The organism is uncultured Campylobacter sp., assembly GCF_938045775.1.
Classification (GTDB): domain Bacteria; phylum Campylobacterota; class Campylobacteria; order Campylobacterales; family Campylobacteraceae; genus Campylobacter_B.
The window spans coordinates 41,928-66,554 of the sequence record NZ_CALIBH010000093.1; the positions used below are offsets into that span (position 1 = coordinate 41,928).

Annotated in this window: 23 protein-coding genes; 8 read left to right on the forward strand and 15 right to left on the reverse strand. The window is 48.8% G+C overall.

Annotated elements, in window-relative coordinates:
• Positions 1 to 453 precede the first annotated feature (453 nt).
• The 7 genes from Q0238_RS03565 to Q0238_RS03595 all read right to left on the reverse strand — a co-directional run bounded on the left by Q0238_RS03565 (position 454) and on the right by Q0238_RS03595 (position 7,723).
• Positions 454 to 2,661 (reverse strand): endonuclease MutS2, encoded by a 2,208-nt coding sequence (locus Q0238_RS03565; protein WP_297942961.1) that lies wholly within the window; start codon positions 2,659 to 2,661, stop codon positions 454 to 456.
• Complete coding sequence (locus Q0238_RS03570; RefSeq protein ID WP_297942963.1) at positions 2,651 to 3,421, reverse strand: hypothetical protein; 771 nt, start codon at positions 3,419 to 3,421, stop codon at positions 2,651 to 2,653. The genes Q0238_RS03565 and Q0238_RS03570 overlap by 11 nt, the downstream gene beginning before the upstream one ends.
• 61 nt (positions 3,422 to 3,482) lie before the next feature.
• Positions 3,483 to 4,790 carry a UDP-N-acetylmuramate--L-alanine ligase gene (gene murC / locus Q0238_RS03575; RefSeq protein ID WP_005870158.1) on the reverse strand — a complete coding sequence of 436 codons (1,308 nt, stop codon included), beginning with the start codon at positions 4,788 to 4,790 and terminating at the stop codon, positions 3,483 to 3,485.
• Positions 4,791 to 4,901: 111 nt separating this feature from the next.
• Positions 4,902 to 5,117: a hypothetical protein gene (locus tag Q0238_RS03580; protein ID WP_297942965.1), complete on the reverse strand. Its 216-nt coding sequence runs from the start codon at positions 5,115 to 5,117 to the stop codon at positions 4,902 to 4,904.
• Between the two features lie 130 nt (positions 5,118 to 5,247).
• Positions 5,248 to 5,817: a recombination mediator RecR gene (recR, locus tag Q0238_RS03585; RefSeq protein WP_297942967.1), complete on the reverse strand. Its 570-nt coding sequence runs from the start codon at positions 5,815 to 5,817 to the stop codon at positions 5,248 to 5,250.
• Complete coding sequence (locus tag Q0238_RS03590) at positions 5,814 to 7,055, reverse strand: ArsS family sensor histidine kinase (RefSeq protein ID WP_297942969.1); 1,242 nt, start codon at positions 7,053 to 7,055, stop codon at positions 5,814 to 5,816. The genes recR and Q0238_RS03590 overlap by 4 nt, the downstream gene beginning before the upstream one ends.
• Entirely contained in the window at positions 7,052 to 7,723 is a 672-nt protein-coding gene (locus tag Q0238_RS03595) for a response regulator transcription factor (RefSeq protein ID WP_005870149.1), read from the reverse strand. Before Q0238_RS03595 ends, Q0238_RS03590 begins: the two co-directional genes overlap by 4 nt.
• A gap of 128 nt (positions 7,724 to 7,851) precedes the next feature.
• Between Q0238_RS03595 and dnaJ the strand changes: the two genes are divergently transcribed.
• From dnaJ to Q0238_RS03610, 3 genes are all read left to right on the forward strand, one after another.
• Positions 7,852 to 8,943, forward strand: a complete 1,092-nt coding sequence (gene dnaJ / locus Q0238_RS03600; RefSeq protein ID WP_297942971.1) for a molecular chaperone DnaJ — start codon at positions 7,852 to 7,854, stop codon at positions 8,941 to 8,943.
• A gap of 225 nt (positions 8,944 to 9,168) precedes the next feature.
• A complete protein-coding gene (locus tag Q0238_RS03605) occupies positions 9,169 to 10,413 on the forward strand; it encodes a hypothetical protein (RefSeq protein ID WP_297942973.1) in 1,245 nt (414 codons plus the stop codon).
• Positions 10,414 to 10,625: 212 nt separating this feature from the next.
• Positions 10,626 to 11,066, forward strand: coding sequence for a hypothetical protein (locus tag Q0238_RS03610; protein ID WP_297942975.1), 441 nt, complete (start codon positions 10,626 to 10,628; stop codon positions 11,064 to 11,066).
• Between the two features lie 173 nt (positions 11,067 to 11,239).
• Here the strand turns inward: Q0238_RS03610 and Q0238_RS03615 are convergent, their stop codons facing one another.
• The 5 genes from Q0238_RS03615 to Q0238_RS03635 all read right to left on the reverse strand — a co-directional run bounded on the left by Q0238_RS03615 (position 11,240) and on the right by Q0238_RS03635 (position 15,196).
• Positions 11,240 to 12,589 carry a M48 family metallopeptidase gene (locus Q0238_RS03615; protein ID WP_297942977.1) on the reverse strand — a complete coding sequence of 450 codons (1,350 nt, stop codon included), beginning with the start codon at positions 12,587 to 12,589 and terminating at the stop codon, positions 11,240 to 11,242.
• Positions 12,565 to 13,887 (reverse strand): MATE family efflux transporter, encoded by a 1,323-nt coding sequence (locus tag Q0238_RS03620; RefSeq protein WP_297942979.1) that lies wholly within the window; start codon positions 13,885 to 13,887, stop codon positions 12,565 to 12,567. The genes Q0238_RS03615 and Q0238_RS03620 overlap by 25 nt, the downstream gene beginning before the upstream one ends.
• A 251-nt stretch (positions 13,888 to 14,138) precedes the next feature.
• The gene (locus Q0238_RS03625; protein WP_297942981.1) at positions 14,139 to 14,420 is read right to left on the reverse strand and encodes a type II toxin-antitoxin system RelE/ParE family toxin; all 282 of its coding nucleotides are present in this window, start codon (positions 14,418 to 14,420) and stop codon (positions 14,139 to 14,141) included.
• Complete coding sequence (locus Q0238_RS03630) at positions 14,417 to 14,668, reverse strand: hypothetical protein (RefSeq protein ID WP_297942982.1); 252 nt, start codon at positions 14,666 to 14,668, stop codon at positions 14,417 to 14,419. The genes Q0238_RS03625 and Q0238_RS03630 overlap by 4 nt, the downstream gene beginning before the upstream one ends.
• A gap of 87 nt (positions 14,669 to 14,755) precedes the next feature.
• The gene (locus tag Q0238_RS03635) at positions 14,756 to 15,196 is read right to left on the reverse strand and encodes a GNAT family N-acetyltransferase (RefSeq protein WP_297942984.1); all 441 of its coding nucleotides are present in this window, start codon (positions 15,194 to 15,196) and stop codon (positions 14,756 to 14,758) included.
• Between the two features lie 218 nt (positions 15,197 to 15,414).
• Between Q0238_RS03635 and Q0238_RS03640 the strand changes: the two genes are divergently transcribed.
• Positions 15,415 to 16,401, forward strand: coding sequence for an amidohydrolase family protein (locus Q0238_RS03640; RefSeq protein ID WP_297942986.1), 987 nt, complete (start codon positions 15,415 to 15,417; stop codon positions 16,399 to 16,401).
• 957 nt (positions 16,402 to 17,358) lie between these two features.
• Here Q0238_RS03640 and Q0238_RS03645 read toward each other — a convergent pair.
• Positions 17,359 to 18,183, reverse strand: a complete 825-nt coding sequence (locus tag Q0238_RS03645; RefSeq protein WP_297942988.1) for an alpha/beta hydrolase-fold protein — start codon at positions 18,181 to 18,183, stop codon at positions 17,359 to 17,361.
• 79 nt (positions 18,184 to 18,262) lie between these two features.
• Here Q0238_RS03645 and abc-f point away from each other — a divergent pair, with 79 nt between their 5' ends.
• The 4 genes from abc-f to Q0238_RS03665 are packed head-to-tail and all read left to right on the forward strand — an operon-like array spanning position 18,263 to position 22,889.
• A complete protein-coding gene (gene abc-f, locus Q0238_RS03650; protein ID WP_297942991.1) occupies positions 18,263 to 20,215 on the forward strand; it encodes a ribosomal protection-like ABC-F family protein in 1,953 nt (650 codons plus the stop codon).
• Between the two features lie 5 nt (positions 20,216 to 20,220).
• Positions 20,221 to 21,429: a M48 family metallopeptidase gene (locus Q0238_RS03655; protein ID WP_297942993.1), complete on the forward strand. Its 1,209-nt coding sequence runs from the start codon at positions 20,221 to 20,223 to the stop codon at positions 21,427 to 21,429.
• Entirely contained in the window at positions 21,416 to 22,216 is an 801-nt protein-coding gene (gene prmC, locus Q0238_RS03660; RefSeq protein WP_297942995.1) for a peptide chain release factor N(5)-glutamine methyltransferase, read from the forward strand. Before Q0238_RS03655 ends, prmC begins: the two co-directional genes overlap by 14 nt.
• Positions 22,217 to 22,223: 7 nt before the next feature.
• Complete coding sequence (locus tag Q0238_RS03665) at positions 22,224 to 22,889, forward strand: uracil-DNA glycosylase family protein (RefSeq protein WP_297942997.1); 666 nt, start codon at positions 22,224 to 22,226, stop codon at positions 22,887 to 22,889.
• 481 nt (positions 22,890 to 23,370) lie between these two features.
• Here Q0238_RS03665 and Q0238_RS03670 read toward each other — a convergent pair whose 3' ends face one another.
• Both Q0238_RS03670 and Q0238_RS03675 read right to left on the reverse strand, forming a co-directional pair.
• Positions 23,371 to 23,766 (reverse strand): YbgC/FadM family acyl-CoA thioesterase, encoded by a 396-nt coding sequence (locus Q0238_RS03670; RefSeq protein WP_297942999.1) that lies wholly within the window; start codon positions 23,764 to 23,766, stop codon positions 23,371 to 23,373.
• Complete coding sequence (locus Q0238_RS03675) at positions 23,756 to 24,280, reverse strand: DUF4149 domain-containing protein (protein WP_297943001.1); 525 nt, start codon at positions 24,278 to 24,280, stop codon at positions 23,756 to 23,758. The genes Q0238_RS03670 and Q0238_RS03675 overlap by 11 nt, the downstream gene beginning before the upstream one ends.
• Between the last annotated feature and the right edge of the window lie 347 nt (positions 24,281 to 24,627).

Consider the following 24,627-nt stretch of genomic DNA (forward strand, 5'->3'; position numbering starts at 1 on the left):
TTACGAATATCACGTATAATGCATCCAGACACCAACCTATATCCATAAAATTTTATAGAAATTTACAAAATAACATTTCATCTATAAATTCACAGCTTGCAAAATTTATGCCGTGATTTCTTTCTCTTGGGGCGGGAAGGGGGCTTGAATTGCGAGGTCACACTTCTCGCGGAGGCGGCGCTGCCCCGCAGCACCGCATTGCTCCGCTCGCCCACAAACCCCACCCATCCCCCGACGACGCTTTATAAGGGGCGGACTACGTCCGCGCTGTATTTTCTATCGCGGCTACGCCGCATGAAATTTTAGTGTAAAAGCCAAGCTATAAATCCCGCGGCGAAATTCTACGTTAAAAGCACCCGCGCTTAAAAAACCTCGGCGAAGGTATAGATGAAATGAGCGAATTCCGCATCGTTTGCGCTGGCGGCTGAAGCGAAAAACTCTTTGATCTAGAGCCTAAAGCGATACGACCTTTGAGCCGAAGCCTCCTTCTGCGGGCGTGCCATCGCGAAAGCCCTTGACGCTCGGATGCGATTTTAAAAACTCCTTTACCGCGAGCGCGAGCTTGCCCGTGCCGATGCCGTGCTTGACGATGATCTCATCAAAGCCCATCACGAGGCTTTGGCTGATGAATTTATCAAGCCTGCTGATCGCTTCCTCGGCGCGCAAGCCGTGCAGATCGAGCACGAGCGACGCGGAGGAGGGCTTTTGCACCTTGATGCTGATGTTTTTTACGGGCGCGGGCGCCGCACCGCTGCGCTTTAGCTCGCTAAGCGGCACGCGCAGCCTGATGCCGTCGCTTAGCATCAGCGCTTGGGTTTTGCTAAGCGATAAAATTTCGCCCTTGATCTTGCCGTATTTTACGCGATCGCCTACCTTGAAGCTTTGCGGCTCCGGCGCAATAAACTCCGGCTGCTGCACGGCCCGTGCAAGCTCGTTTGCGCGGTTTATGGCGCGCTGCTTTTCGCGCACGTCGCTTAGGCTCACGCTGCGTTTGGCCTCCGAAATGGCGCGGTAGTATTCGTTTTGCAGCCTTGAAAGCTCCGCCTTCAGCTCGCTTTGCGCGCGCTCGCGCTGATCTTTTAGCGCCTCGCTCAGCGCGTCAAGTTTAGCCTCTTTTTGCTGCGTTTGGGCTAGTTTTTGCTTTAGTTCAAGCTCTAAATTTATCGCTTTTGAGATCGCTTCGTTTAAGTTCTCTTTGTTTTCGCCGTAGTTTTTGCGCGCCGCGGCGATCAAATTTTGCGCTATGCCGTAGCGCAGCGCGGTTTCAAAGGCGTAGGATTTGCCGATAGTGCCCTTTAAAAACTCATACTTCGGCGCGCTGTTTTTCTCGTCGTAAAGTGCCGCCAGCAGCTCCACGCGCGGATCTTTCGCCAGCAACATCGCCAGGCGCTTGTGGTGCGTGGTGATGATTATTTTCACGTCGCCGCTTATCAGCTGCTCGATCATCGCGCCATATAGGCTCGCAGCCTCCTCAAAATCGGTACCCAGCTCGATCTCATCGACGCCGATTAGAATTTCTTTGCGCCCGAAAAGCTTGCTAAAGGCAACCATCCTGCCTGCAAAGGTCGAGATGTCGTTTTTGGAGTTTTGCGGATCCTCCATTATGAGCTCGAACTCCTTAAAGGTGCCGATGCGGCTGAGGCTTGCGCGAATAGGCATCGGAAGGAGGTACTTAGCTAGCAGCGCCGCGCTTAGAATGCTTTTTAAAAGCATCGATTTTCCGCCCGCATTCACGCCTGTGATGAGCAGAATTTTACCGCTAAATTCCACGCTCACGCGCTTTGGATTTTTAAGCGCGGGGTGGGCGAAGCTGTCTAGGACAATGTCGCGCGAGGGCTCAGGCAGGACGAACTCATAATCGCTCGCTCTTGCCATCGCCGCGCGCGCAATCAGCGCGTCAATCGCGTCGAAAGCGACGTTTATAAATTTCAGAAAAGCTAAATTCTTATTAAAAACCGCGCTGATCTGCTTGCAGTGCTCGAATACGATCTGCTCTTTTTTATCCAAAATCGCGCTTTGAGCGGACTTCAGAGCCGCGATCGCGTCTGGAAGCACGTAAAAATAGCCTCCGCTTGAGCGCGCTACGACGCTGCCTTTTAACACGTGATTAAAGCCGCCGCGCACCAGCAGAGCCTCGGTGTCGCTTATGTAGTGGATCTGCGTGTCGGCGAGATAGGGCGAAAGGGCTTTGGAATAGATCAGCCTTTTTAGCGTCTGCTCGATCTCGCCTTTTTTTATCTTAAACGCCTCGTTTAGCGCGCCGAAGCGCTCGTCTATCGCGTCGCGAAAGCCGCCCTGATCGTCGAAATAATCTTTTAGTTGCGCGATGGGCTGCGGGATCTCGATCTTTGCAAGCCAAGCGGCGAGTTTGCCCTCAAAAGGCTGCTTTTTGAGATACAAAAAATATCGGACGATCTTGCTAAACTCGTAAATTTCGCTGATATGAAGCACGCCATGCTTTGAGATGCGCATCAGCGCGTCGTCTAGGTTCGCGACGCTCTCGCACTGCGCCAGATCAAATTTCGTAAGCTCTGAAATTTTTTCAAAATTTAGCTTGCTATCGCCGCTTAAAAACAGCGGCTTTTCGCGCGCTAAAAAGCTTTTAAATTTGGCTAGATACTCGCCCAGATCGAGGCGCGTAAAAAGTTCATCACTGATCATAAACGCACTCTTTGATCTTGTAGGTTTTGCCCCTAAACTCCGCGCCCGCACTTTTTTTGGCGATGAAAGCGCCCATCGAAAAGGAGTAGGTGAAGCTCTCTCGCGTTACGATCTGCGCGGAGCTTTGCTCTTTATCTGCGGCGAAATTTTGCGTAGCTTTAGAATTCTGCGCGGAGCTTTGCGGACTATAGGTTTGCGTGTCGCCTCGTTGCGCGGAATTTTGTAAGGCAGAGCTTTGCGTACCTCCTTGATTCGCGAAATTTTGCTGCATGCGGCTCTGCGTATCGTTCTTGCCCGCAGAATTTTGCGAAGTAGGGCTTTGTGCGGAATTTTGTCCGCCCAAGACGGCGCCGTTTATTTGCGCAGCGGAAGCCTGCTCGTTCGTTTGTGCGGTGGAGCTTTGCGCGGCGGAAGCGGTCTCGCCCTGTGCGTTTAAATTTACTTCGTCCTCTTGCGCGCCAAAATTTCTCGCATCCGCGCCGTGTTTTTCGGGAGAGGAACTTGCCGCGCCGCGCGTTTCAGAAGCGGAATTTATCGCGCCGCCGCATCTTAATCTGGCGCCTGCGTTAAATTTAAACACCATCTCCTCCTCAAGCTTGGCGGATCGCTCGCTCGCGCTTTCGTAAAGATACGCCCCCGCGCACAGCAGCACGATCAGCGCCGTGACGATGATTTTAGCCCTTTTGCTTAAAATTTCGTCCCGCACGAAAAAGATCGCCGCGATAAATAAAAATGCGAAAATAAATATTAAAAATCTCAAATTTTATCCTTGCCCGCCCGCAGCGGAGTTCGGCTCGTAAATTCGGCGAGAGTTTTCAAGCCTAAAATTCTCCGCGCAGCTGATAGGTGATGTCGCCTGCGCCAAATCCGATCACGAGCCCGTCGTTTATGATGTGGCGGACGCCGAAAATATCGCTAAATTCTATCTTCTCGCCGTTTCTAAAGACCCGCTCGGTAAATAGCGCTCCGAGTCCCTTAAATTCCTCTTTCAGATCGATACCGTTGCTAGGCTCGCCCGCAGCGTAAACGGGCAGTACGACTAACTCCTCCACGCCCGCAAAGCACTCTTTAAAGGCGTTTAAATTCGCCTTAAGCCTGCTGAAGCGGTGCGGCTGAAAGATCGCCGTGATCTTGCTAAGCCCTAGCAAGCTAGCGTATTCGCGCGCGCTTTGCAGCGTCGCTCTGATCTCGGTGGGATGGTGGCCGTAGTCGTCGATCAGCACGAAGTTCGGGGTGGCGCACAGGATGTCGAAGCGCTTTTTTATGCCTTTGTAATTTAGTAAATTTTTGCGGATCTGCTCTAGTCCCGTCTCGCACGCCGCGGCTAGGATCGCCAGCGACGCATCAATCGCTATGTGCCTTCCTAGCCCGTAAACCTCGAAACGTCCGAGCTCTTTAAGATTAAAGCTCATAAACGGTTGATGATCGCGCAGCAGCACCTTCAGATCCGTTATGTCGCGCGAAGGAAAGAGCTTGATACAGCCGAGTTTGATGGAGCTTAAAAACTCATCCTCGGCGTTTATCACGCGGATCTTGGCGCGTTCCAAAAAGCCGCGATACGCCGCGTGAAATTTATCCAAATCGTTGTCGTAATGATCCATATGCTCGGGCTCGGCGTTGGTCACGACCGCGACGTAGGGGTTGGAATTTAAAAAGCTCGAATCGCTCTCATCGGCTTCAAAGATGATGTTTTCGCTATTTTCATATTTCATATTCGAGCCGAACTGCTTGGAGATCGCGCCGATGATGACCGAGCCGTTTATCAGCGCCGAGGTTATCGCGCTCGTGGTGCTTTTGCCGTGCGCGCCGGCGACTGCGAAGACGCGCTTGTCTTTTAGCACGAAGGGCAGGGCTTCCTTGCGCGAGAGGCAGACGATCCCCTTTTTGCGCGCGGCTTGCAGCTCGACGTTGTCCTCTTTGATCGCGGCGGAGTAGATGACGATCTCCTGATCCTTGATCGCTGAAGCGTCGTGCGGAGTGATGATCTCCATGCCGTCCGCTCTTAGCTTGTAGGTCGTCTCGCTCTCTTTGATATCCGAGCCTGAGATGATAAAATTTTTCTCGTGTAAAAATCTCGCTAATGCCGATATCCCTATGCCGCCGATGCCGATAAAATGAACCTTTTTCACCTTTGTCCTTAAATAATATAATAGATAATTACGTTTAAATTTTTAAATCCCGCTCCGGCGAAATTTAAAAATTTAAACCGTTTTGCGCGCCTTGAAAAGCGCCTTTAAATTTTACGAGCTCGCCGCGTCGCGCAACCCCGTCTCGCTACTTTCGAAAGTGCTTTTAAAATTTAAGCGCTCGAAATTCCGCCTTGAAACGAGAGCGCTTAAAATTTTACGGCTCAAATCCGCCGTTAAAGCCTCGCGGCTAGCAGGGTGCCGCCATGCCTGCCGCATCGTATCGCATACCGAAGCCGCGTAAATTTCGGTAAATTTCATCGCGTTCATCGCGCGTCCACTTTTAAATTTAGCGCCTCAAATTTCGCCGCTTGGCCCCGCGGCAAAGCCTATTCGCCGCTTTGCGCTTTAAATTTAGCTTATAAATTTACCCGCATAAATTTAAAATTTCGTCGAAATTTTAAATATCGGTGCGCCCGTTGATCGCCTTTATTAGCGAGAGCATATCGACGTTGTCTAAGCTCACGCCCGTAGGCACGCCCTGAGCGAGCTTGGTAAATTTCAAACCCAGATCCGCGAGCTTGTCCTCGACGTAAAGCATGATCCCGTCGGAGTTGATGCCGGGCGTCAGCGCGAAAATCAGCTCGCTCGCGCCGTTTCGGCTCACCATCTCGCGTAGCGCCGCGATTTTATCTTCGTCGGCGGCGTCTAGCACGAAGTAGCGACCGTTGTAAATTTTATTGCTCTCTAAAATAAAGATATCTTTTGGGTTTTCGACGATGCAAATTTTATCGCTTTCGCGCTCGTCGTCGGCGCAGTATTCGCAGATCTCGCCCTCGCATACCGCACCGCAGATGCGGCATCTGTGCAGTCCGCGCACCGCCTCTTCGATATTGTGCGCTAAATTTAGCCCCAAAAAGGAGTTTTGCACGCTTACGTAGTAGGCAAAGCGCAGGGCGGATTTTTTGCCCACGCCGGGAAGCTTTTCAAAGCTCGCGACGAGCTCTTCGAACCTGTCTGTGCCGCTCATATGGCGCCCTTCGGCGAAAAGACGATCGAGAAGTAGTGCGTACCGTCGCTGTAATTGTACTCGAAGCGGAATTTGTGCAGCTCGCAAATTTTATCGATGATGTAAAGCCCAAGCCCCATGCCGGTGGCTTTCTCGTCTTTATTTCTGATAAAGGCTTGCTTGTAGTGCTCGAATGATTTTGCAAGAGCTGCGCCGCGGTTGGCGACGCTTACTTTGTTTTCATCGCAGATGATGCGGACTTTTTTATCACTGGAGTATTTTAGGGCATTGTCGATCAAATTTTTAATCGCCAGCGCAAATAGCCCGAAATCCACGTTTATCACCGCATCGCACTCGATATCTGCGCTAATGAGCTCGTCCCAATTATCAAGCATTGACATATCTTTTACCTGCTCTAAAATGAGGCTAAAATGATAATCCTGATAATTTAGCGAGTAGCTTTTTGAGAGCAGTTGCTCGATTTTGGCAAACTCGTTGATTAAAATTTCAAGCCGCTCAAAGACATTGACGAGCCGCTCTTTTTGCGTCTCGTCCTCGAGCATCTCCGTAATGAGCCTGCCCTTGCCGATCGGGGTTTTGAGCTCATGCATTATGGTGCGCAAAAACAGTTGGCGCGATCGGATCAGCTCTTGAATTTTGGCGATCGCGTTGTTAAATTCCTGCGCGACCTGCCCGATCTCGTCCTCGCTGTGAGCGGCGGCTAAATTTACGTCCAAGTTGCCCTGGGCGAATTTTTTGATATTTTTGCTTAGTTTTTTTAGCGGCGTAAAACTTCGCACTATCGATAGATAAAGTGAGATCAAAACCGCCATCGTAAGCAGAAATCCGACCCAGAGCGGATCGTTTAAATTCTTCGTGCCAAGGCTTTCGAAAACCACGACGAAAGAGTTGTTTTTGATATTTAAAAACAATGAATTATTATACTCGACCGAGCTAAACTCGCCGATAGAAGTATCTTGAACGAAAAAAATTTTACCACTCGTGATGATGTTTTGGATGATATTTTTGTCTTTTACAAGCTCCAAGCCATAGCTGGAGAAGTAGCGCTCAATATCGCTGGGAGGCGCATTACGCTTGTATAGCTCAAGTAGATTATTGACCGCATTTATTTGATTAGCCTGCATGCTGCCTAGGGCTCTATTCATCTGCATTCGCGCGAACGTGATGAAAAGCACGCAGACTAAGATGATCGCGATTACAAAAAAAACCGAAATTTTGGTGATTAAGGAGTGCTTCATCCGATGAGCTTGTAGCCGATACCGCGAACCGAAAAGATATGCTTAGGCGCTTTGGAACTGTCGCCGATCTTGGTGCGTAGGCGCCCGATGATGACGTCTAGGCTCTTTGAGTCCTTATCTTTTAGGCTCTTGCAATGGTATACGAGCTGCTCGCGAGATACCGAAAAGCTATGCTGCTTGATTAGGTATTCTAAAATTTCATACTCCGCAGGCGTTAGCACGAGCGACTCTTCGCCGAAGTAAATTTCATGGCGCTTGTCGTCGATACGAAATACGCTATCCGTGGCGGTTTCTTCCTTCTCGCTAGCTTTTTTATAGCGGCGGATGAGGCTCATAATGCGCGCGTGCATCTCTTTTGGATCATAAGGCTTAGGTAGATAATCGTCCGCACCGATCTGAAGACCCACTACGCGATCGCTCACGTCGCTTCTAGCAGAGCTGATGATTATCGGGATGTCGTATTTCTCGCGGATCTCTTTGCAGACCTCAAGTCCGTCCATCCCCGGAAGCGTAAGATCCAAAATCAGCAGATCGTAATTTTTGATCCCAGCGCTAATGCCCAGATACGGGTCTTCGAAGTTTGTAACTTGGATGTTAAATTTAGCCAGATATTCGGTTAGAAGCTGTGCGAACTCGCTGTCGTCTTCTATCATCAATACATTTATCATTTTTTATCCTTTGCATCGTTGATTTGAAATTTAAATATTGCATTATACATAAAAATAGTTAAGTCTTAACTTGCGTTTTATTAAATTTAGATAAAATTGCCCCTTTTGTATAGTTTAAGGAGAATTTCGTGGAAGAAGATTATTATGAAATTTTAGGCGTGGCGCGCGATGCCGACGCCGAGACGATAAAAAAGGCGTTTCGAAAGCTCGCTTTGCAATTCCATCCCGACCGTAACCAAGGCGACAAGGAGTCGGAGGAGAAATTTAAAAAGATCAACGAAGCGTATCAAATTTTAAGTGACGATCAAAAGCGCAGAATGTATGATCGCTACGGCAAAGAGGGCATCAGCGGCGCATACGGCGGCGCGAGCGGCGGAGGATTTGATTTTAGCTCGATTTTCGGCGATTTTTTTGAGCAGGCATTCGGTGGAGGCGGTCGTTCGCGCCCTAGCGATCCATACGGCATAGATACCGAACTGGCCGTAACGCTGGAATTTAAAGAGGCTTTAGAGGGCGTTCACAAGGAGATAAAATACAAAATCAAAAAGCCGTGCTCTGCCTGCGACGCCACCGGCTCGAAGGATAAAAAAAGACATACTTGCTCCGCTTGCGGCGGCACGGGGCGCGTCGCGGTCAGGCGCGGATATATGAGCTTCATTCAAAGCTGCTCCGAATGCGGCGGCACGGGCGAGATCGTAAAAGATAGGTGCAAGGATTGCGGCGGCAAGGGCTTTACCGAAGAGGACGTGAGTCTTAAATTTGATATTCCTGCAGGCATCGACGACGGACAGCGCGTGCGCCTAAGCGGCAAAGGCAACGTCTCTAAAACCGGCGAGATCGGGGATCTGTACGTGATCGTGCGCGTGAAGGAGGATAGCCACTTCCTGCGCGACGGAGACGACCTGTATATCGAGGTGCCGGTGTTTTTCACGCAGGCGATCTTGGGCGAGAGCATCGAGGTGCCGACGCCGCGCGGCAAGGCGGAGCTGAAACTCAAAGTAGGCACCAAGGACAAGCAGCGCTTCACGATCTACGGCGAGGGCGCGCCGAATATCCGCACCAAGAAAAACGGCGATCTGATCGTGCAGGTAAACGTCCAGACGCCTAAAAAATTGAACGAGAAGCAAGAGGCACTTTTGCGCGAGCTTCAAGAAAGCTTCGGTAGCAAGGGCGGAGACGACGAGGGGATACTCGATAAAATCAAGAATTTTTTCAAGTAAGCTGCCTTTGATTTGCCTTGATCTGTTTTGAACGGCGGTCTTGCGGTTTTATTCACCAAAGTACGGGATTTTCGCTTGGAATCTCGCTAAGAGTTTGGATGTAATTTCGGTGTAAATTTCGTGTCATTATTTGGATAAAATTTAATTAGCATTTAATATTATTTAAATTTAAAGATTCTTAATATTAGTAAAGCAAATTAAAATTTTTTATAATTAAGAGGTAGGATGATGTTAAAACAAATTTTAAATGTAGCGTTAGCATATGTTGGGGTTATTGTCGGTGCTGGATTATCGTCCGGTCAGGATCTGATGCAATATTTCGTCAGTTTTGGCAAATGGGGTATTCTTGGAGCCGTTATTCTTGGTATCCTCAATGCCGTCTTTGGTAAAATCATTATTACATTCGGTAGTTATTTTAGATCCAATGATCACTTTGAAGTTCTTTCACAAATTGCTGGATCTATCACTAATAAAATTCTTGATATTTCTTTAATTATTTGCTGTTTTGTGGTAGGTTTTGTCATGATTGCCGGGGCTGGATCAAATCTTAATCAGCAATTTGGCATGCCATTCTGGTCAGGAGCACTCCTATGTGCCGTATTGATAATCCTTGTTAGCTTTCTTGATTTTGAAAAAATCACGAATGTGATCGGAATATTTACGCCTATTATTTTTATCATGATTATGATTATGGCAGTATATACCTTTGCAAGTCAACGTTTTGATTTTAAAGAATTAGAAACAATTGCAAATACAATCTCTACTCCAATGCCAAATATCTGGTTTTCTGTTCTGAATTATTTTTCGCTCTGCGTTATGACAGGTGTATCAATGGCTTTTGTATTAGGGGGATCCATTATAAGGATTGGTGTAGCAGAAAAAGGTGGTACTTTGGGTGGATTTATAATCGGTATTATCATCACAGTTACAACCTGTATCTTATATGCAAATGTAAAACTTGCAACGACTGTTGATATTCCTATGTTGGCTATTGCCAAACAGATTCACCCTGCATTTGCGTTTGTGTATGCACTTGTTATCTTCGGCTTGATCTTTAATACTGCTTTCAGTTTATTCTATGCCTTAGCAAAACGTTTCTCATCTAATCAATCAAAACGTTTTTATCCAATTATGATTGGCACCGTAGTTGTAGGGTATATATTATCCTTTATGGGCTTTAAAAAATTAGTATCGATTATGTATCCAATTCTAGGTTATATTGGTTTTATAATGTTGATGGTATTACTAATTGGGTGGATCAAAGAGAGGTCAAATGTTAGAGATGAGAAGTTTTTGCGTCGCAAGATGATTCGGTTGATCACAAAAAAATATGATGATGAACAGGAATATACGAAGGCAGATAAAGAAAAATTTCAGAAGCTGGGTGAGGATTCAATAGTTGATACTAAAAGTATTAAAAGCGATATCAAAGATCTTGTCAAAGAGCAGTTCACTGATGATAACAAATAAATAAAGTTCAAAAAAATAAAGAAAGAATGATTATTTGAATTGGTTGAATTTTAAAGCGGTAAAGGATTTCGCTTGAAATAAAAAGAGCTCGGGAAACCTTGATTAGCCTAATTCAATATAATGATTTTAAAAAGATTAAATCAAACATATTTTCTGTTCTTTATCGTAAAAATTTCAAAATAAAAGCAACTATGAATTTAAAAAGGACGAAGATGGATCGCAAAAATGAGCCTGCAAATTTCAAATCCGCGGATGATGAGATGTTTGCGTTTCTATCGAGCTTGGGCGATCGCTGGCAGGTGAGCGAGGGCGGAGTGAAATTTATAGAAAAAAATTTCACCTTCGTCGGCTCCAAACCCGTCTTGCGGGAATTGAAAGATTACGCGACCGCGGACTGCCCCAGCTTTGCTGGTGCCAGAAGCTTCATAGACGCAAACCCCGCGGTAAAAGCAAGGATTTTGAGCGGCGAAATCCACTATCTAGGCGATAGCCTAACGAGTGCCGAGGTTAAATTTGCGCCCGAATATTTTTACGATTTTTTAAAATTTATAATGGAGCAGGTTCCCGAACACCACTATTTTTTCAGTCCTACCGCGCGCTGGCTCCTGCTGGTTGCGATGGAGAAATACGTGGAATTTGCGGCTTTAGATTAGCGTTTGGATCCGCAAAAATTTGCGAAATTTCGCCGTCTGTGCTGCGCAAATTCGGATCGGGCTGCGGTCTGCTACGGCAGGGCGGAAGAGGAGTGAAAGATCGGTTGAAATTTATCGGCTGCAAAGATTGTGCCGCAGTGACGTGAAATTTAAACGGGCGCTCCGTTCGCGAACTAGCCCTTGCCTAGCTTGATGCGTGCCCTAAAATCGGGCATGATTTGCGCGATGAGCGCGTAAAAATCCGCTCCGTGGTTTGCATGGATGAGGTGCGCGAGCTCGTGCAGCACGACGTATTCGACGAAGCGCGGATCCCGCTCTATCAGGCTTAGCGAGAAGTTGAGATAGCCCTTAGCGTGGTTACAGCTGCCCCAGCGCGTCTGCATTTTGCGCACCCGCACCCGCGCGATCTTGCGGTCTATCCGCGACGAAAATTTCTCGATATAGCGCAGATAAAGCTCAAGCGCAAAAGCCTTTTTAAACGCCGCAAATTCGCCCTCGCTCTCGCAAAAGATCGTGCCCTCCGATACGAAAATTTTATCTTTAAATTTAGAGCTTTGGATAAAATTTTTGATCGTAAAATCAGGCTCATCGTGCTCGATCGCTGCAGTTTGCGCGCTTTGCGCTACATTTTGCGGCACGTTTTCGCTCGCGGATTTTGAAATTTTTTCGCTCATGAGCGGAATTTCTTCGCCCACGACAGAGCTAAAATTTGAAATTCCTCCGCTCTCGGCGGGTCTAAATTTTGAAATTCCTTCACCCGCGATAGGTTTAAATTTTAAAATTTCACCCTTTGCGGCGGGATCAAATTTTAAAATTTCGCCGCTTGAGGCGGAGTTAAATTTACCCGCATCGCTACTTTGTGAAACGCACCCGTCCGAGTGAAATTTTAAATTTTTGCCGTAGGATTGCTTACGAACACTTTGCGACGCCGTATCTATAAACCCGCCGCTTTGTCGCATTGCGCTTTGCTGTACGAGCCCTTGCACCGCATCACCGTGCAGGTTAAATTTCAAATCCTCGCCCGCCGCATTACTTTGCGAAGTGCGTTCGCCCGAGTGAAATTTTAAAATTTCACTTCCCGTGCCGCCGCACGCACCGTCATTCATGCCGCCCGTGCCGTTATTTGCGCTGCCTCTCACGTCGTCGCCGCTACCGCCTATGCTCGCGCCGCTTTGTAAATGAGCTGAATTTGCACCGCCCGCGCCGCTATCTCCTAAATTTTCATTCGCGCCGCAGTTTGTACCGAGCCCGCCCTCGCGGCTAAATTTCAGCTTGTAAATTTTGCCTAAAATTCTAACCTGATCGCTCGCTAGTAGTTTGCTTCGCAGCCGCTCTAGCGTTTGGCGAATCCAGCTTTCGTGCTTTAGGATGAAGTCTTTCGCTTGCGTCACGGTGTAGGAGCACGGCACGCTGACGCTGATCTCGCAGTCCTTGCTAATGCGGATGCGCGCGTATTTCATCCGCTTAAAGCGCAGGCTGATCTGCAAGCCTAGCAAATTTAAACTAACTTTTTGCTCTGCCATTTTTTACTTATCCATCGCGCCGTATTCGCGCTGCCGCGCAGCCACTCGTCGCAGAAAAACCCGATCCAAACGCCCAAAATTCCATACCCCAGATGAATGCCCAAAAGCCAGCCCACCGGGATCGAGACGCCCCACATAAAGATCACGCCCATCGCAAAGGGAAACCTCGCGTCGCCGCTTGCGCGCAGGGCGTTTACGAACACGATATTAAGCGTCCGCCCGAACTCAAGCCCCAGCGTGAGGTAAAAAAGCAGCCGCATGACCTGTTTGTGCGCCTCGCTTAGGCTCAACATCTCCATGATCTGCTCGCGCGCCAAAAACACGATCGCGACGAAAAGCGCCGTCGCCCCGAGTCCGAAGCGCAGCGCGGTAAATGTGTGTCGGTACGCCTCCTGCGGCTTGGCGGCGCCTACGAGGCGGCCTACGATCACTTCGTTTGCCATACTGATCGCGCTTCCGCCGAAGAATATGAATGATGAAATTTGAAAATAGATCGTCTGCACGGTAAGGCTCGCCTCGCCCATGCTCGCGACGAAGGCGAAGGCGACGAGATACTGCACGATCCACAGCATGTTTTCGCCCGCACTCGGAAGCCCTACGGATAGAATTTTACGCAGCGTGGCGAGCTTGATCTTTAAAAACATCGTGAGGTAAAATTTTATCTTTAGCACCTTCGTGATGATGAGGAAGAATAAAAATACGCCGATCATGCGCCCCGCGATCGTGCTCACGCCGATGCCCTCAAGCCCGTAGTACGGCAGTCCGAACGGCCGAAAGAGCACGACGTAGTTGCCCGCGAGCGTTACTAAATTCATAACCACGGAGACCGCGATGATGAAATTTGCGTATCCGTAAACGCGCACGATGGCGCTAAGCACGATCGCGACGGCGTCTATCGCAAAGACGATGCTAATGACCTTAAGATAGATCGCGCTTTCGCTTAAAAGCTCGGCGGGCACCTGCAGCGCGCGGAGTAAAAACGGCGCGCAGCTAAAGACGAAAACGCCGCTGCAAAGCCCCACAAGCGCGTTAAATGCGATGCTCGTGTGGATCGCGCGCATGGCTAGGACTTTGTTTTTCGCCCCCAGCGCCTGCGCTACGAGTACCGAGCAGCCCACGGCGAGGAAGCCGAAAACGGTGACGAAGAGCAAAAATATCTCGTTGCCCGCCCCCAGCGCGCCCACGAGCGAGACGTCCACGCGCGAGATCATGTAGGTGTTGATAAACGTGGTTACTAGGCGCAAAAACATATCGACGTAGATTGCTAGCGAGAGCCTGAGTAGCGAGATTTCTTTCATATTTTGCCTTTATTTGGGGGAAATTGTAGCCGAAAATTCTTTTAGGTTTGCTTTTGCGCAGGGGGGGGGCGAGCGGAGTTGTTTTCGCACGCTGCGCGTAGAATTGAAATTTACGGCGCCGTGCGCGAATATGCGGTGATTTAGTGCGGATGAGCGGTTGATTTTCTTTGGCGCTGTAGCAGCGGCGAATGAGCGGTTTTAATAAATGGAGCGCGGAATTTAAACGCGGATGTTTTTAAATAAACATCAAGTTATCTCAATAAATTTTGCTTAAATATCGCCAGGATAACGATCGTATCGTCGGGTTCGTCTATTAGATACGGGATTACGAAACCCTTAAATATGAAATCTCTAATTTTATTATCGTCAAAGCTTTTTGATCTACGAAATTTATACGGCATAAAGCCAAGCTCGCCTGCCCGCGCAAAAAGCTCGTTTTTAAAATTTTCCGCCGCATCCTCTGAGCGCTCTGCGATAAATTCTACGATCTTGCTAAGCTGCGCGCGAAATCTTTTAGACTGGATTATTTTCAATTTTTCCAGCCCTTGCCTAGCTTCTCAAAGCCGCTTAGATCGCCGTTTGCGTATGATTTTAAATCTACATCCATTCCGTTTTTTATCTCGTCGTAACTTTCGCCGGATTTAAACTCCGATAGAATCATTTCTAAGCTTTTCTCGCCGCTTAGAGTGATCTGTGCGGAGGGATCAATTTTTAAAAAAAGCTTCTTAAAAGTTTCGAGAGTATCGCGATCGACGCCGCTTTGAATCTGCATAGTGATCATTTTGGCTCCTTAAATTTTAGCGATTATAGCAGCTCATAGCTAAATTTAATATAGCCAAAGCTCATAAAATTTTAAAATTTATGCTCGCTAGATCGAATTTCGCTTCCTCATGTGGATCGTAAAGTGCTCCGACGCGTCCTTAAAGTCGCATTTTTGCAGGAATTCTCCGGCACCCTCGGCCTTGTGTAGAGGGGTCACGACAAAGGTGGTGGTGTGCGCAAAGCGTTTATTAAAGGCATTCACGAGCGCCGTGCCGATACCGCGCCTTTGATAATCCTTATGAACTATCACGCAGTAAAGATAGCTTGTAGCGAAGTTGTCGCGGTCGCAAAACGCCTCCAGCACCCCCACGGTCTTGCCTTGCGTTTTGGCGATCGCCACGTAATCATAGGTTCGCCACACCCTGTATGTTTCGTGCGGCGGCACGGAGGCTGCGTTTTGTTCCGTATCCCAGCCGATCGAGATCATTATCTCATCTATATCGCTAGGCTTAAAATCGGCGGAATTTTCTAAAATTTCAAACTCCATCTTCGCTCCTTAATTGAAATAACTTTTCAAATCGCAAGTATATCGCCGTAGCTTTAAAACGGCATTAAATATCAATTAGCGGCTCTTTCAGAGAGGTTTAAATTTTAAAATTTAAAGGCACGGCAAGGCGCGGTGCGTAAATTTAAACCCGAATCTAAAATTCCAACCATTTACCGCAATTTGATATAAACTCGGCAAAATTTTCCCAAGGATCCCCGATGCAAACGCTTGATTTTCACGTCCATCTGCTAAGCAAGGAGGTGCGCTTCGATCACCCTTACGACAGGCTCGCGCTGCGCCTTTTCGGCAGGCGCTTCGGCATAGACGTATCGCGCGCGATCAAAGAGCCCTATGAAGCCTATGTGGACGCTCTGCTCGGCGGGCTTAGAGCTTCGAAATACGTTAAAAAGGCGGTGCTTTTCGGCGTGGATGCTAAATTTAGCGACGCGGGCGAGCTAATCCATCGCGATAAGACCGTCTGTGCGGACAACGACAGCGTGTTTGAAATTTATCAAAAAAACCCTGATCTCATCGTGCCGTTTTTTAGCATCAATCCAAAGCGAGTGGACGCGCTAGATGAGATCGATCGCTGCTTTGAGCTCGGATTTAAGGGAGCGAAATTTTTACAAAACTATTGGGATCTGGATACGAGGCTGCCTCGCTACGTGCCGTATTTTGAAAAGCTCGCTAAGCTCGGCTTGCCGCTGGTGATCCACGTCGGCAACGAAAGCTCGGTGCCGAGCACTCGCCGCTACGAGGCGCTGGAGATGATCTACGCGCCGCTTGAGCTGGGCGTCACGACAGTGTGCGCGCACATGGCGATTAACTACGAGTATCCGCATATTTTTCGTGCGCTCTCGCGTCGCCCGCGAAATTTCGGACACGATTATTTCGCGCTTCTGGCGCTTCTGCGCACGCACAAAAACCTCTACGCCGACGTTTCCGCGCTTATGACGCCGGTGCGCGCCAAGGCTCTGCCCCATCTAGCGAGCCAAACGGACGTGCACTCGCGCTTGCTTTACGCTTCGGACTTTCCGGTGCCGTATTCTGCGATATACAACACCTACGATCTGCGCCTGTCGCAGCGTATCGCGCTGCATAAAGAGCCCAACCCTTTCGATCGCAACGCGCGCGGACTGCTAGCGTATTTCGGCGAGCAGAGCGAGTTGTGGAGTAACTACAAAAAAATTCTGCCCTTTGCATAGATGGTAAAATTTAGGGCGTGCGGTTAGAATTCGGTGCATTTGCAGCTTTTCGCAGTTGGTTCCGAGCAAATGTAGGAAATGACATAGTGAGCGCGAGTAATGGGGCGGTCGGCGCTGTCTGTATAGCGAGAGAAAAGGCGAAACGTGCGTCGGGCAAAGCGCTCAGTAGAGAACTGATAATGAAGTATGTGTCGCGAAATTTCACAGGACGAATTTTGCAAACGGTAATTCGCAAAATTCCGCATATTCCGCCGCCGCAAATTCGGCAGATATCGGTTGAGTGCATTCACTCGACGTTAAATTTAAAATTTAAACCGAGCGGCGCGTATCGTAGCGCCGAAGCGCTCGTTGGTGCAGTGTAAATTTTGAAATTTCAGCGGTAAATTTAGCTCGTAAACACATAAATAAAACGGCAAGATCATACACGGCGCGCTGCTGTTTAAATTTAGCTTGCAGGCATGCTAAATCCTATCGAGCGCGACTACAAGGCGCGTATGATAGAGTTTAAATTTAGCTTGCAGGTGCGCTAATTCTAGCCGTGAGACGATTTGCTTCAAATTTTATAATGACGGCTCGTTTGAAATTTTAAACCACTAGCGCAATCTGCAAAAATTTAGCGCTATCCTGCCTGAAATTCGCATTACGCCGTGCCGCCTGTGCCGCATCGACGTCGAGTCGTATGATTTACGCTCAAAACTGATTCACACTTATCAAAGCCGCTAAAGCACCGACCACGCGCTGTGTCATTCGCGCCGAATTGCGTAGCGCCATTTTTGCGACATTGCTCATGCTATAAAATTTAACGTGGGTTTGTCTTAAATTCCATTGCATCGCGCAAAAAACCGTTGCGCGAGAAATTCCAGCGGCAGATTGCTTAAATTTACGCTTCTTGGCTCGTTTCTTTCAATCTCTCACCGCACTTTATTCTGTCGCTAAATTTTAAAATTTGCTCGAATTTTAGGAGTTTACCAGCTTTAAAAGCGCCTTTGAAATTCTTGCGATCTCATCTTGCATATGCCCGCCAGGATTTTGCTCAAACTCCGCTTTTGCGCCCGCGCCGCGGCATTTTGCGATGAAATTTCGCGCCGTCTCGCCGCAGAGTGCTCCGCGCGGATTTTTCGGGTTCATCTCGGCCTCGCCCAAGGACGCGTAGACGTGCGCCAGCCCCCTTTGCGGCGAGTGTGCGGCGACGAAGGCGTCAAATCCGCTGAACCAAAACGACGCCGAGACGCAGGCGATCTTTTGAAATTTATCGCTTGCAAACGCCGCGTACGCGCTAAAAAGCCCTGCCAGCGAGTATCCCGCGCACGCTCGCCACGCAGGTTTGCCCGCGCCGAATACGTGCCGCTCGATACGCGGGATCAACTCGTCCGCAAATTTTTCTAAGTGCGCCGCGCCTCCACCTGCGAAATCGCGCACTCCCTTAAACGGCGATTTTGCCGCCCATGGGCTAAGCTTATTGCCCCACTGCGCTTCGTTTAGATAGACCGCCGCAAGCACGAAATTCGCGCCGCTTTGTCGTGAGACGAGCTCGTAAATTTCGCCCATGCTAGCCGCATCAAAATCCAAGGCGTGCAGGTAGATGATAGGTGCGGCACTCAAGCGGGGCAGGGCGGTTTGTGCGGACGCGGCTGGCACTGTATTCGGCATAGATGACGCGGATGAAATCGAGTCGGTAGCCGCCGTAAATTCTGGTCTAGTATCTAGCACGGACGACGCATCAGGCGAGCAATGCGGGGCGAAAATTTCTACGCGCAGGCCGTTAAATTCCAAACTTTGCATCGCTAAACCTTTAAAAGTTATTAAAATTTAATAGAATTTTGTGTAAAATCATCAAATTTAACATTAGAGGAACTTAAAATTGGCTTTGATCGAGCTTATCGATGTTACGAAAAAATTCGGCTCTCACGTCGTTTTAGACGGCGTAAATTTCGCACTGGACGCTAACGAGCGCGTTGCCGTAATCGGCAAAAACGGCGGCGGCAAATCCACGCTGATGAAGATAATTGCAGGTCTGTGCGAGATTGACGAGGGGCGCGTGATCACTCAAAACGGGCTAAATATCCAGATGCTCGCTCAAACGCCGAAATTTGAAGACAATCTCTCGGTCAAAGACGCGTTGCGAAGGGAGCTAGCCGAAATTTACGCCGCCCTTAGCGAATATGACACGATCTCGAGTAAGATCGCCGCACAGCCCGAAAACAAGGAACTTTTAGCGCGCCAAGACGAGCTGATTAAATTTATCGAAGCCAAGGACGGCTGGCAGATCGATAATAAGATCGAGCAGGTGCTGCAAAATTTCGGACTTAAAATTTATGAAAACCGCTCCGTCTGCACGCTTAGCGGCGGCGAAATTCGTCGCGTGGCGCTAGGCGCACTGGTACTTAAAAAGCCCGACGTGCTGCTGCTGGACGAGCCCACGAACCACCTCGATGTCTATATGGTGAAATTTCTAGAGGATATGCTGCTTAGCTCGAAGCAGACGATCGTTTTTATCAGCCACGATCGCTACTTCATCGACCGCTTGGCGACGCGCAGTATCGAGATCGAAGAGGGTAAAATTTCAAATTTCGACGGCGGATATGAGAACTATCTGAGGCGCAAGCAGGAGATGCTTGCTTCGCTCGAAAAGTCCCACGAGACGCTGCTTAAACAGCTGCGCGCCGAGGAGGAGTGGCTGCGCCGCGGTGTAAAGGCGCGCCTTAAACGCAACGAAGGGCGCAAGGCGCGCATCATGCAGATGAGGCAGGATGCGAAGAAAAACCCGGGCGCGATCCGTCGCGTGCGGCTAGAGCTGGAGCGCGCGAGCAGGAGCTTTAACGGCACGGGCGGCGATAATCGCAAAAAGATGCTTTTTGAATGCACGAATATCGGTAAAATTTTAAACGGCAAGGTGCTTTTCAAGGGCTTTTCGGCGCGAGTTTTGCAGGGCGAGCGCATCGGCATCGTAGGCGCTAACGGCGCGGGCAAAAGTACTTTGCTTAAAATTTTACTCGGTCGCAGCAAGATCGATGCGGGCGAGATCAAACGCGGCGAGATCAGGATCGGCTACTTCGATCAGACCCGCAGCGGCATCACGGATGATAAAAGCATAATCGAAATTTTCTGCCCCAACGGCGGCGATCACATAAGCGTCCGCGGCAGCTACATGCACGTATACGGATATTTGAAAAATTTCTTGTTTCCGAAGGAATTTTTGGATAAGCCCGTAGGCGTTCTTAGCGGCGGCGAAAAGAACCGTCTGGCGCTTGCGAAGCTCTTTACTGAGCAGTATGATTGTTTGATCTTGGACGAGCCGACGAACGATCTTGATATCGCGACGATCAATATTTTGGAGGACTACCTGCTAAGCTTCGAAGGCGCGGTAATCATCGTAAGCCACGATCGCTATTTTATCGATAAGATTACGAATAAGCTTTGGGTTTTTGAGAAAAACGGCACGATCGATCAAATTCAAATGCCCTATTCGCAGTATTTGGAGTTTGAAGACGAGATGGCGGAGATTGATCAGATCGAGGCCGACGCTGGCGCGAGCGTGAGCGCGGAGGAAGGCGGCCGCGAAAACAAAAAGGAAAAGACGAGCGCTGCAAAACTTAGCTACAAACAGAATAAAATTTTAGAAGAGTACCCCGCTAAGATCGAGGCTATCGAGGCGCGCATAAAGGAGCTAAATCACGCGCTTTCGACGCCTGAAATTTATCAAAAGCTCGGGATGCAGGGACTTTTTGAAGAGCTTGAAGAAAAAAGAGGAACGTTAAACAGTATGGAAAATGAATATTACGAAGTGCTTTCGCTCGCCGAGAGCATAAAGTAGGCGCGATGGTTTGGTTTTTGATCTTTTTATACGCGCTTTACACGATTTATAAAATTTCGCTCGATCTGCTCGAGCTAAGCTTCATCCGCGCCAAGCTAAAAGAGCCTGCGGTGGTGCTTAGCGAGGAGGATTATCACAAGGCGGGCGAGGTCGGCGCGGTAAATTTAAAATTTAATATATTTTCGCACTGCTTTTCTTTTGCGGTGGCGCTTATTTGGATACTTGCGGGCGCTAGCGCGTTACAGCGCGCGATATATGATCTAGCGGGAGATGGAATTTTTGCGCAGAGCTGCTTCGTAACGGCGTTTTTAATCATCGGCGGCGCGATATCGCTTCCGCTTGAGATTTACAAAACCTTCGTCAAAGACAGGCGCTTAGGCTTTTCCACGATAACGCCCGCCGTTTTCGTAAAAGACGCGCTAAAATCGCTTGCGCTCACGCTGGTTTTTGGCTTTGCGGTAGCCTCTGCGCTCGTTTTTTGCGTAAATAGCCTGGGCGCGCATTGGTGGGTCTGGGGCTTTCTGCTAAGCTTCGGCGTAGTTTTACTGATAAATTTAATATATCCGACCGTTATCGCGCCGCTGTTTAATAAGATGCAACCGCTAGAGCAAGGCGAGCTAAAAGAGCGCATAGAGGGGCTTTTGCAGCGCTGCGGCTTTAAAAGTAGCGGCGTTTTTACGATCGACGCAAGCAAGCGCGACAAGCGCCTAAATGCCTATTTCGGCGGCTTCGGCGCGACGAAAAAGGTCGTGCTTTTCGACACGCTCATAGAGAAGCTTAGCGAGGATGAAATTTTAGCCGTTTTAGGGCACGAGCTCGGGCATTTCAAACACGGCGACATTTTGAAAGGCTTAGCGCTCAGCTTCGTGCTTTTGGGCGCGACGTTTGCGGTATTCGGAAACCTCCCTGCAGGCGTATTTGGCGCGCTAGGACTTAACGCGGACGGCGGCGCGACGCTGGTTTTTATGATTTTGTTTGCGCCGATCTTGCATGCGTTTTTTGAGCCTGTAATCTCCAAGATTAGCCGCATGCACGAATTTAGCGCGGACCGGCATGGCGCTAGCATGCAGGATAAAAAGAGCATGATCGGCGCGCTAAAGAAGCTGGGCAGCGAAAATAAGGCATTCCCGCTCGCTCATAAAATTTATGCCGCGGTGTATCATTCGCACCCGAGCCTATATGAGCGTATAAGAGAGCTTGATGAGGATCGCTGAGGCGCTAAGATGGGGCTTGGGGCAGTGTGGCTCAAAATACGTCGCGCGCGAAATTTTAAAGCTTTGCGAGCGACTTAGTGACGAGCAGCTCGTGCTAAGATGCTCGGAAGAGCTCGCGCATGAAGTGGAATTTCGCGCCAAGATCGTTGAATTTAAAGACGGCCGCCCGCTTGAATACATCACGCAAAGCTGCGAGTTTATGGGCTTTAAATTTTACGTCGACGAGCAGGTGCTGATACCGCGCTGTGAGACTGAAATTTTAGTAAAAAAAGCTATTACTTTGGCGCAGAGCTTGGGCGAGCTGCGCATTTGCGAGATCGGCACGGGCAGCGGTATAATCGCTATCTGCTTAAAAAAGCTACTTCCCGCTTGCCGCATCATGGCTAGCGACATCAGCGCGGATGCGCTTAAGGTAGCGCGCGCAAACGCCGCAAGCTTAGGCGCGGACGTCGAGTTCGTGCACTGCGCCTACGCGGATGAGATCGCGGGCGAGTTTGATCTCATCGTCTCAAATCCGCCCTACATCGCAAATTCCTACGCATTGGACGCGCGCGTGCTGCAAGAGCCGAAGCAGGCGCTGTTTGGCGGCGAGCGGGGGGATGAAATTTTAAAACGCATCGTGCTGATCGCCGCACGGCGCGCAAAATTTCTAGCCTGCGAGATGGGCTACGATCAAAAGCAGAGCTTGTCGGCGTTTTTGCGCGAGCAGGGCTTTAGAACGGAATTTTACAAAGATTTGGCGCAGTTTGATCGCGGATTCGTCGCGCGAAATTTAAACAGATCGTAGGCGCGCCGTGCAAAACTCGCAATTGCGCAGGCTGCTTTATTACAAAGCGTTCGGCTACCGCTACGTAAGCGCCGAAATTTTAAGCGGCGGCGAGCGATTTTTTAAGGCGCTGGACGCGCTAAAATCCGCTACCGCCGAGTGCAATCTCTGCGAACTCGCCAAAACACGCGCTGGAAGCGGCGAGCAAAATTTTAAAAATTTCAAAACTATCAAAAATTTTAAAAATTCTAAAACTCCCGCAAACGTAAAACTTATGATCGTAGCTCTCGCGCCTAGCTCTAGCGAGGGTTTTGGCGGCGGTTTGGAGGCTGAGATTGAAGCGGCGCTAGATCAAATTTGCACGCCCGAGCAGATCTATTTTAGCTTTCTGATAAAGTGCGCAGTGCCGCAAAATAGGTGCATAAGCTCGGAAATAATTTTAAAATGCGCGCCCTATCTGACCGATGAGATCAAAATTTTAAAGCCCAAAGTCGTGCTCTGCCTGGGCGAGCTCTGCTGTAAAATCGTGCTGCGAAATGGCGATCTGGCGGGCATGGACGCGCTGCACGGCTCGGTCTTTAACGAGGGCGGCATCAGCTTCGTGCCTAGCTTCGATCCCGCATTCATCGCGCAAAATCCGAGCAAAGCAGAGCTTTTCAAAGAGGATCTGCAAAAGATAAAGGGGCTGCTGTGAGGCGCATTTGGCGCTTTCTTTGCGCGCTTTTTGATTTTGCGCGCAGCTTTTTGCGCGGGCGCCGCGATTTTTATTACAGCGTGCGAGCGGACGGGGCGAATTTAACCTGCTTAAATTTCACGGACTAGCGGGATTTTAGCGGAGTAAAACACAGACTCGATCTGCGCGGGTTTAAATTTAAGAGCGATAAAAATTTCATAAAGCGGCGGAGTAGGGTAAAATTTAACGTCATTGCAAAATTTCGATATTTCAAATTTTGTTTTCTATCTGGCTATCTTGGGGCGCGTGAGGGGTTTGCGTCGCGATGTAGCATCAAAATTTAAACCTTAACGCCGAGCGAAATTCTATGTCGTAAATTTTATCTCGCCTGCAAATTTTATTTTGCCTAAGAGCTCTGTATATCCTTAAATTTTACGCCGAAGGTCGGCCTGCGCTATGTTTGCACCGCACGACTAGGTAAATTTGAACTCGTGAGATAAATTTATCTCAAAGATTTGAAAAATTCTAAAATTTCAACGCTAAATTTGATCGGCCTGCCGTCTTTTACGAAGGCGATTTTTACGTCCTGCACGTATAAAAGCTCGCTAAAATCGACGTTTTTAATATCTTTGATCTTGTAAATTTCTTGTCGCAAAAGGGCGCTGGCGTTTTTGAGCGCGGCTAGGCTCGTGCGAATTTCAAGCGTATCGCCGAGGCGCGCGGGGCGGAGAAATTTAGCGCAAAGCTCGCTAACTACGAAGTATGCGTCCGCGCGCGCGAAGTCCACTCCTGCCTGCATAAGCGCCTCACTGCGCGCTCGCTCGCAAAATTTTATGTAGTTGGCGTGATACACGATGCCCTGCGCGTCGGTGTCTTCGTAGTAAATTTTAATCTTCATCCCGCGCGTCTTTCGCTGCTGCGACATCTCTCGCAGCTAGGGCGGGGAGGATTTTTGCGAAAAACAGCACCGTTTGAAACACGATGATGAGTTTCATGCACCATTCGCTAGCCGCGTGGATTTGGGCAAATTCCTGCGTCGTCGTCGCTTCTGCACCGATCTTCTGGGCATTTATAACGTAGTCGGTAAAGTAAAGCACGAAAAGTAGGGCTAAAATGATATTTACGAGCGTCAGCATCAGGGTCGAAAGGCGCAAGCGAAAGGATTGCGATTTGTTGTTATTGAAATTTATCATCTCAAAAACGAGGCAGATGACCGAGACTGCGATGAGGATGCCGCCGTATCTTGCGAAGATCTCGCTCATCAGCTGGCCGCTTTGAAAGTGCGATAGCACGCCCTCTCCGATAATCTGCTGCGGGAAAAATACCACGGGCGCGACGAGTGCGCCGAGCGAGAGCTCGATGCCGATAAGGGCCGCGATGATGAAGATATAGATAGAAAAAATTGCGCGCATAGAAATCCTTTTAAATTTTGATAAATTTTAAATCGGACGTGATTATAGCGAAATCTTATAATCGTGCGCTTAAGTGTTTTGCAAGCGGGTTTTATGGGCGAATTGGTGCGGTTGGCAGTCGCGGCGGCATATCGCGGTATGATGCAATCTTAAGTTTTGGATGCGGTCGTTTGCGAAATTTATAAAATTTTTACGGAGGCTGGAGATGAAATTTGTGTCAGGCGCGTTAAGCATAAAATTTCATTATAAAATTTAAAATTTTCCAAATCGTTTTTTAAAATTTCTCTTAATTATTCAGCCCCCTTTAAGCATCACTCTTGTATAATCACAATTCTGTTTCGCACCGA

Excerpts from the sequence above, each read along its gene's own strand:
- Q0238_RS03565 (WP_297942961.1), bottom strand. The coding sequence starts at position 2,661 with ATGATCAGTGATGAACTTTTTACGCGCCTCGATCTGGGCGAGTATCTA.
- Q0238_RS03580 (WP_297942965.1), bottom strand. The coding sequence starts at position 5,117 with ATGAACGCGATGAAATTTACCGAAATTTACGCGGCTTCGGTATGCGAT.
- recR (WP_297942967.1), bottom strand. The coding sequence starts at position 5,817 with ATGAGCGGCACAGACAGGTTCGAAGAGCTCGTCGCGAGCTTTGAAAAG.
- Q0238_RS03590 (WP_297942969.1), bottom strand. The coding sequence starts at position 7,055 with ATGAAGCACTCCTTAATCACCAAAATTTCGGTTTTTTTTGTAATCGCG.
- Q0238_RS03595 (WP_005870149.1), bottom strand. The coding sequence starts at position 7,723 with ATGATAAATGTATTGATGATAGAAGACGACAGCGAGTTCGCACAGCTT.
- Q0238_RS03605 (WP_297942973.1), top strand. The coding sequence starts at position 9,169 with ATGATGTTAAAACAAATTTTAAATGTAGCGTTAGCATATGTTGGGGTT.
- Q0238_RS03610 (WP_297942975.1), top strand. The coding sequence starts at position 10,626 with ATGGATCGCAAAAATGAGCCTGCAAATTTCAAATCCGCGGATGATGAG.
- Q0238_RS03615 (WP_297942977.1), bottom strand. The coding sequence starts at position 12,589 with ATGGCAGAGCAAAAAGTTAGTTTAAATTTGCTAGGCTTGCAGATCAGC.
- Q0238_RS03620 (WP_297942979.1), bottom strand. The coding sequence starts at position 13,887 with ATGAAAGAAATCTCGCTACTCAGGCTCTCGCTAGCAATCTACGTCGAT.
- Q0238_RS03630 (WP_297942982.1), bottom strand. The coding sequence starts at position 14,668 with ATGATCACTATGCAGATTCAAAGCGGCGTCGATCGCGATACTCTCGAA.
- Q0238_RS03635 (WP_297942984.1), bottom strand. The coding sequence starts at position 15,196 with ATGGAGTTTGAAATTTTAGAAAATTCCGCCGATTTTAAGCCTAGCGAT.
- Q0238_RS03640 (WP_297942986.1), top strand. The coding sequence starts at position 15,415 with ATGCAAACGCTTGATTTTCACGTCCATCTGCTAAGCAAGGAGGTGCGC.
- Q0238_RS03645 (WP_297942988.1), bottom strand. The coding sequence starts at position 18,183 with ATGCAAAGTTTGGAATTTAACGGCCTGCGCGTAGAAATTTTCGCCCCG.
- Q0238_RS03655 (WP_297942993.1), top strand. The coding sequence starts at position 20,221 with ATGGTTTGGTTTTTGATCTTTTTATACGCGCTTTACACGATTTATAAA.
- prmC (WP_297942995.1), top strand. The coding sequence starts at position 21,416 with ATGAGGATCGCTGAGGCGCTAAGATGGGGCTTGGGGCAGTGTGGCTCA.
- Q0238_RS03670 (WP_297942999.1), bottom strand. The coding sequence starts at position 23,766 with ATGAAGATTAAAATTTACTACGAAGACACCGACGCGCAGGGCATCGTG.
- Q0238_RS03675 (WP_297943001.1), bottom strand. The coding sequence starts at position 24,280 with ATGCGCGCAATTTTTTCTATCTATATCTTCATCATCGCGGCCCTTATC.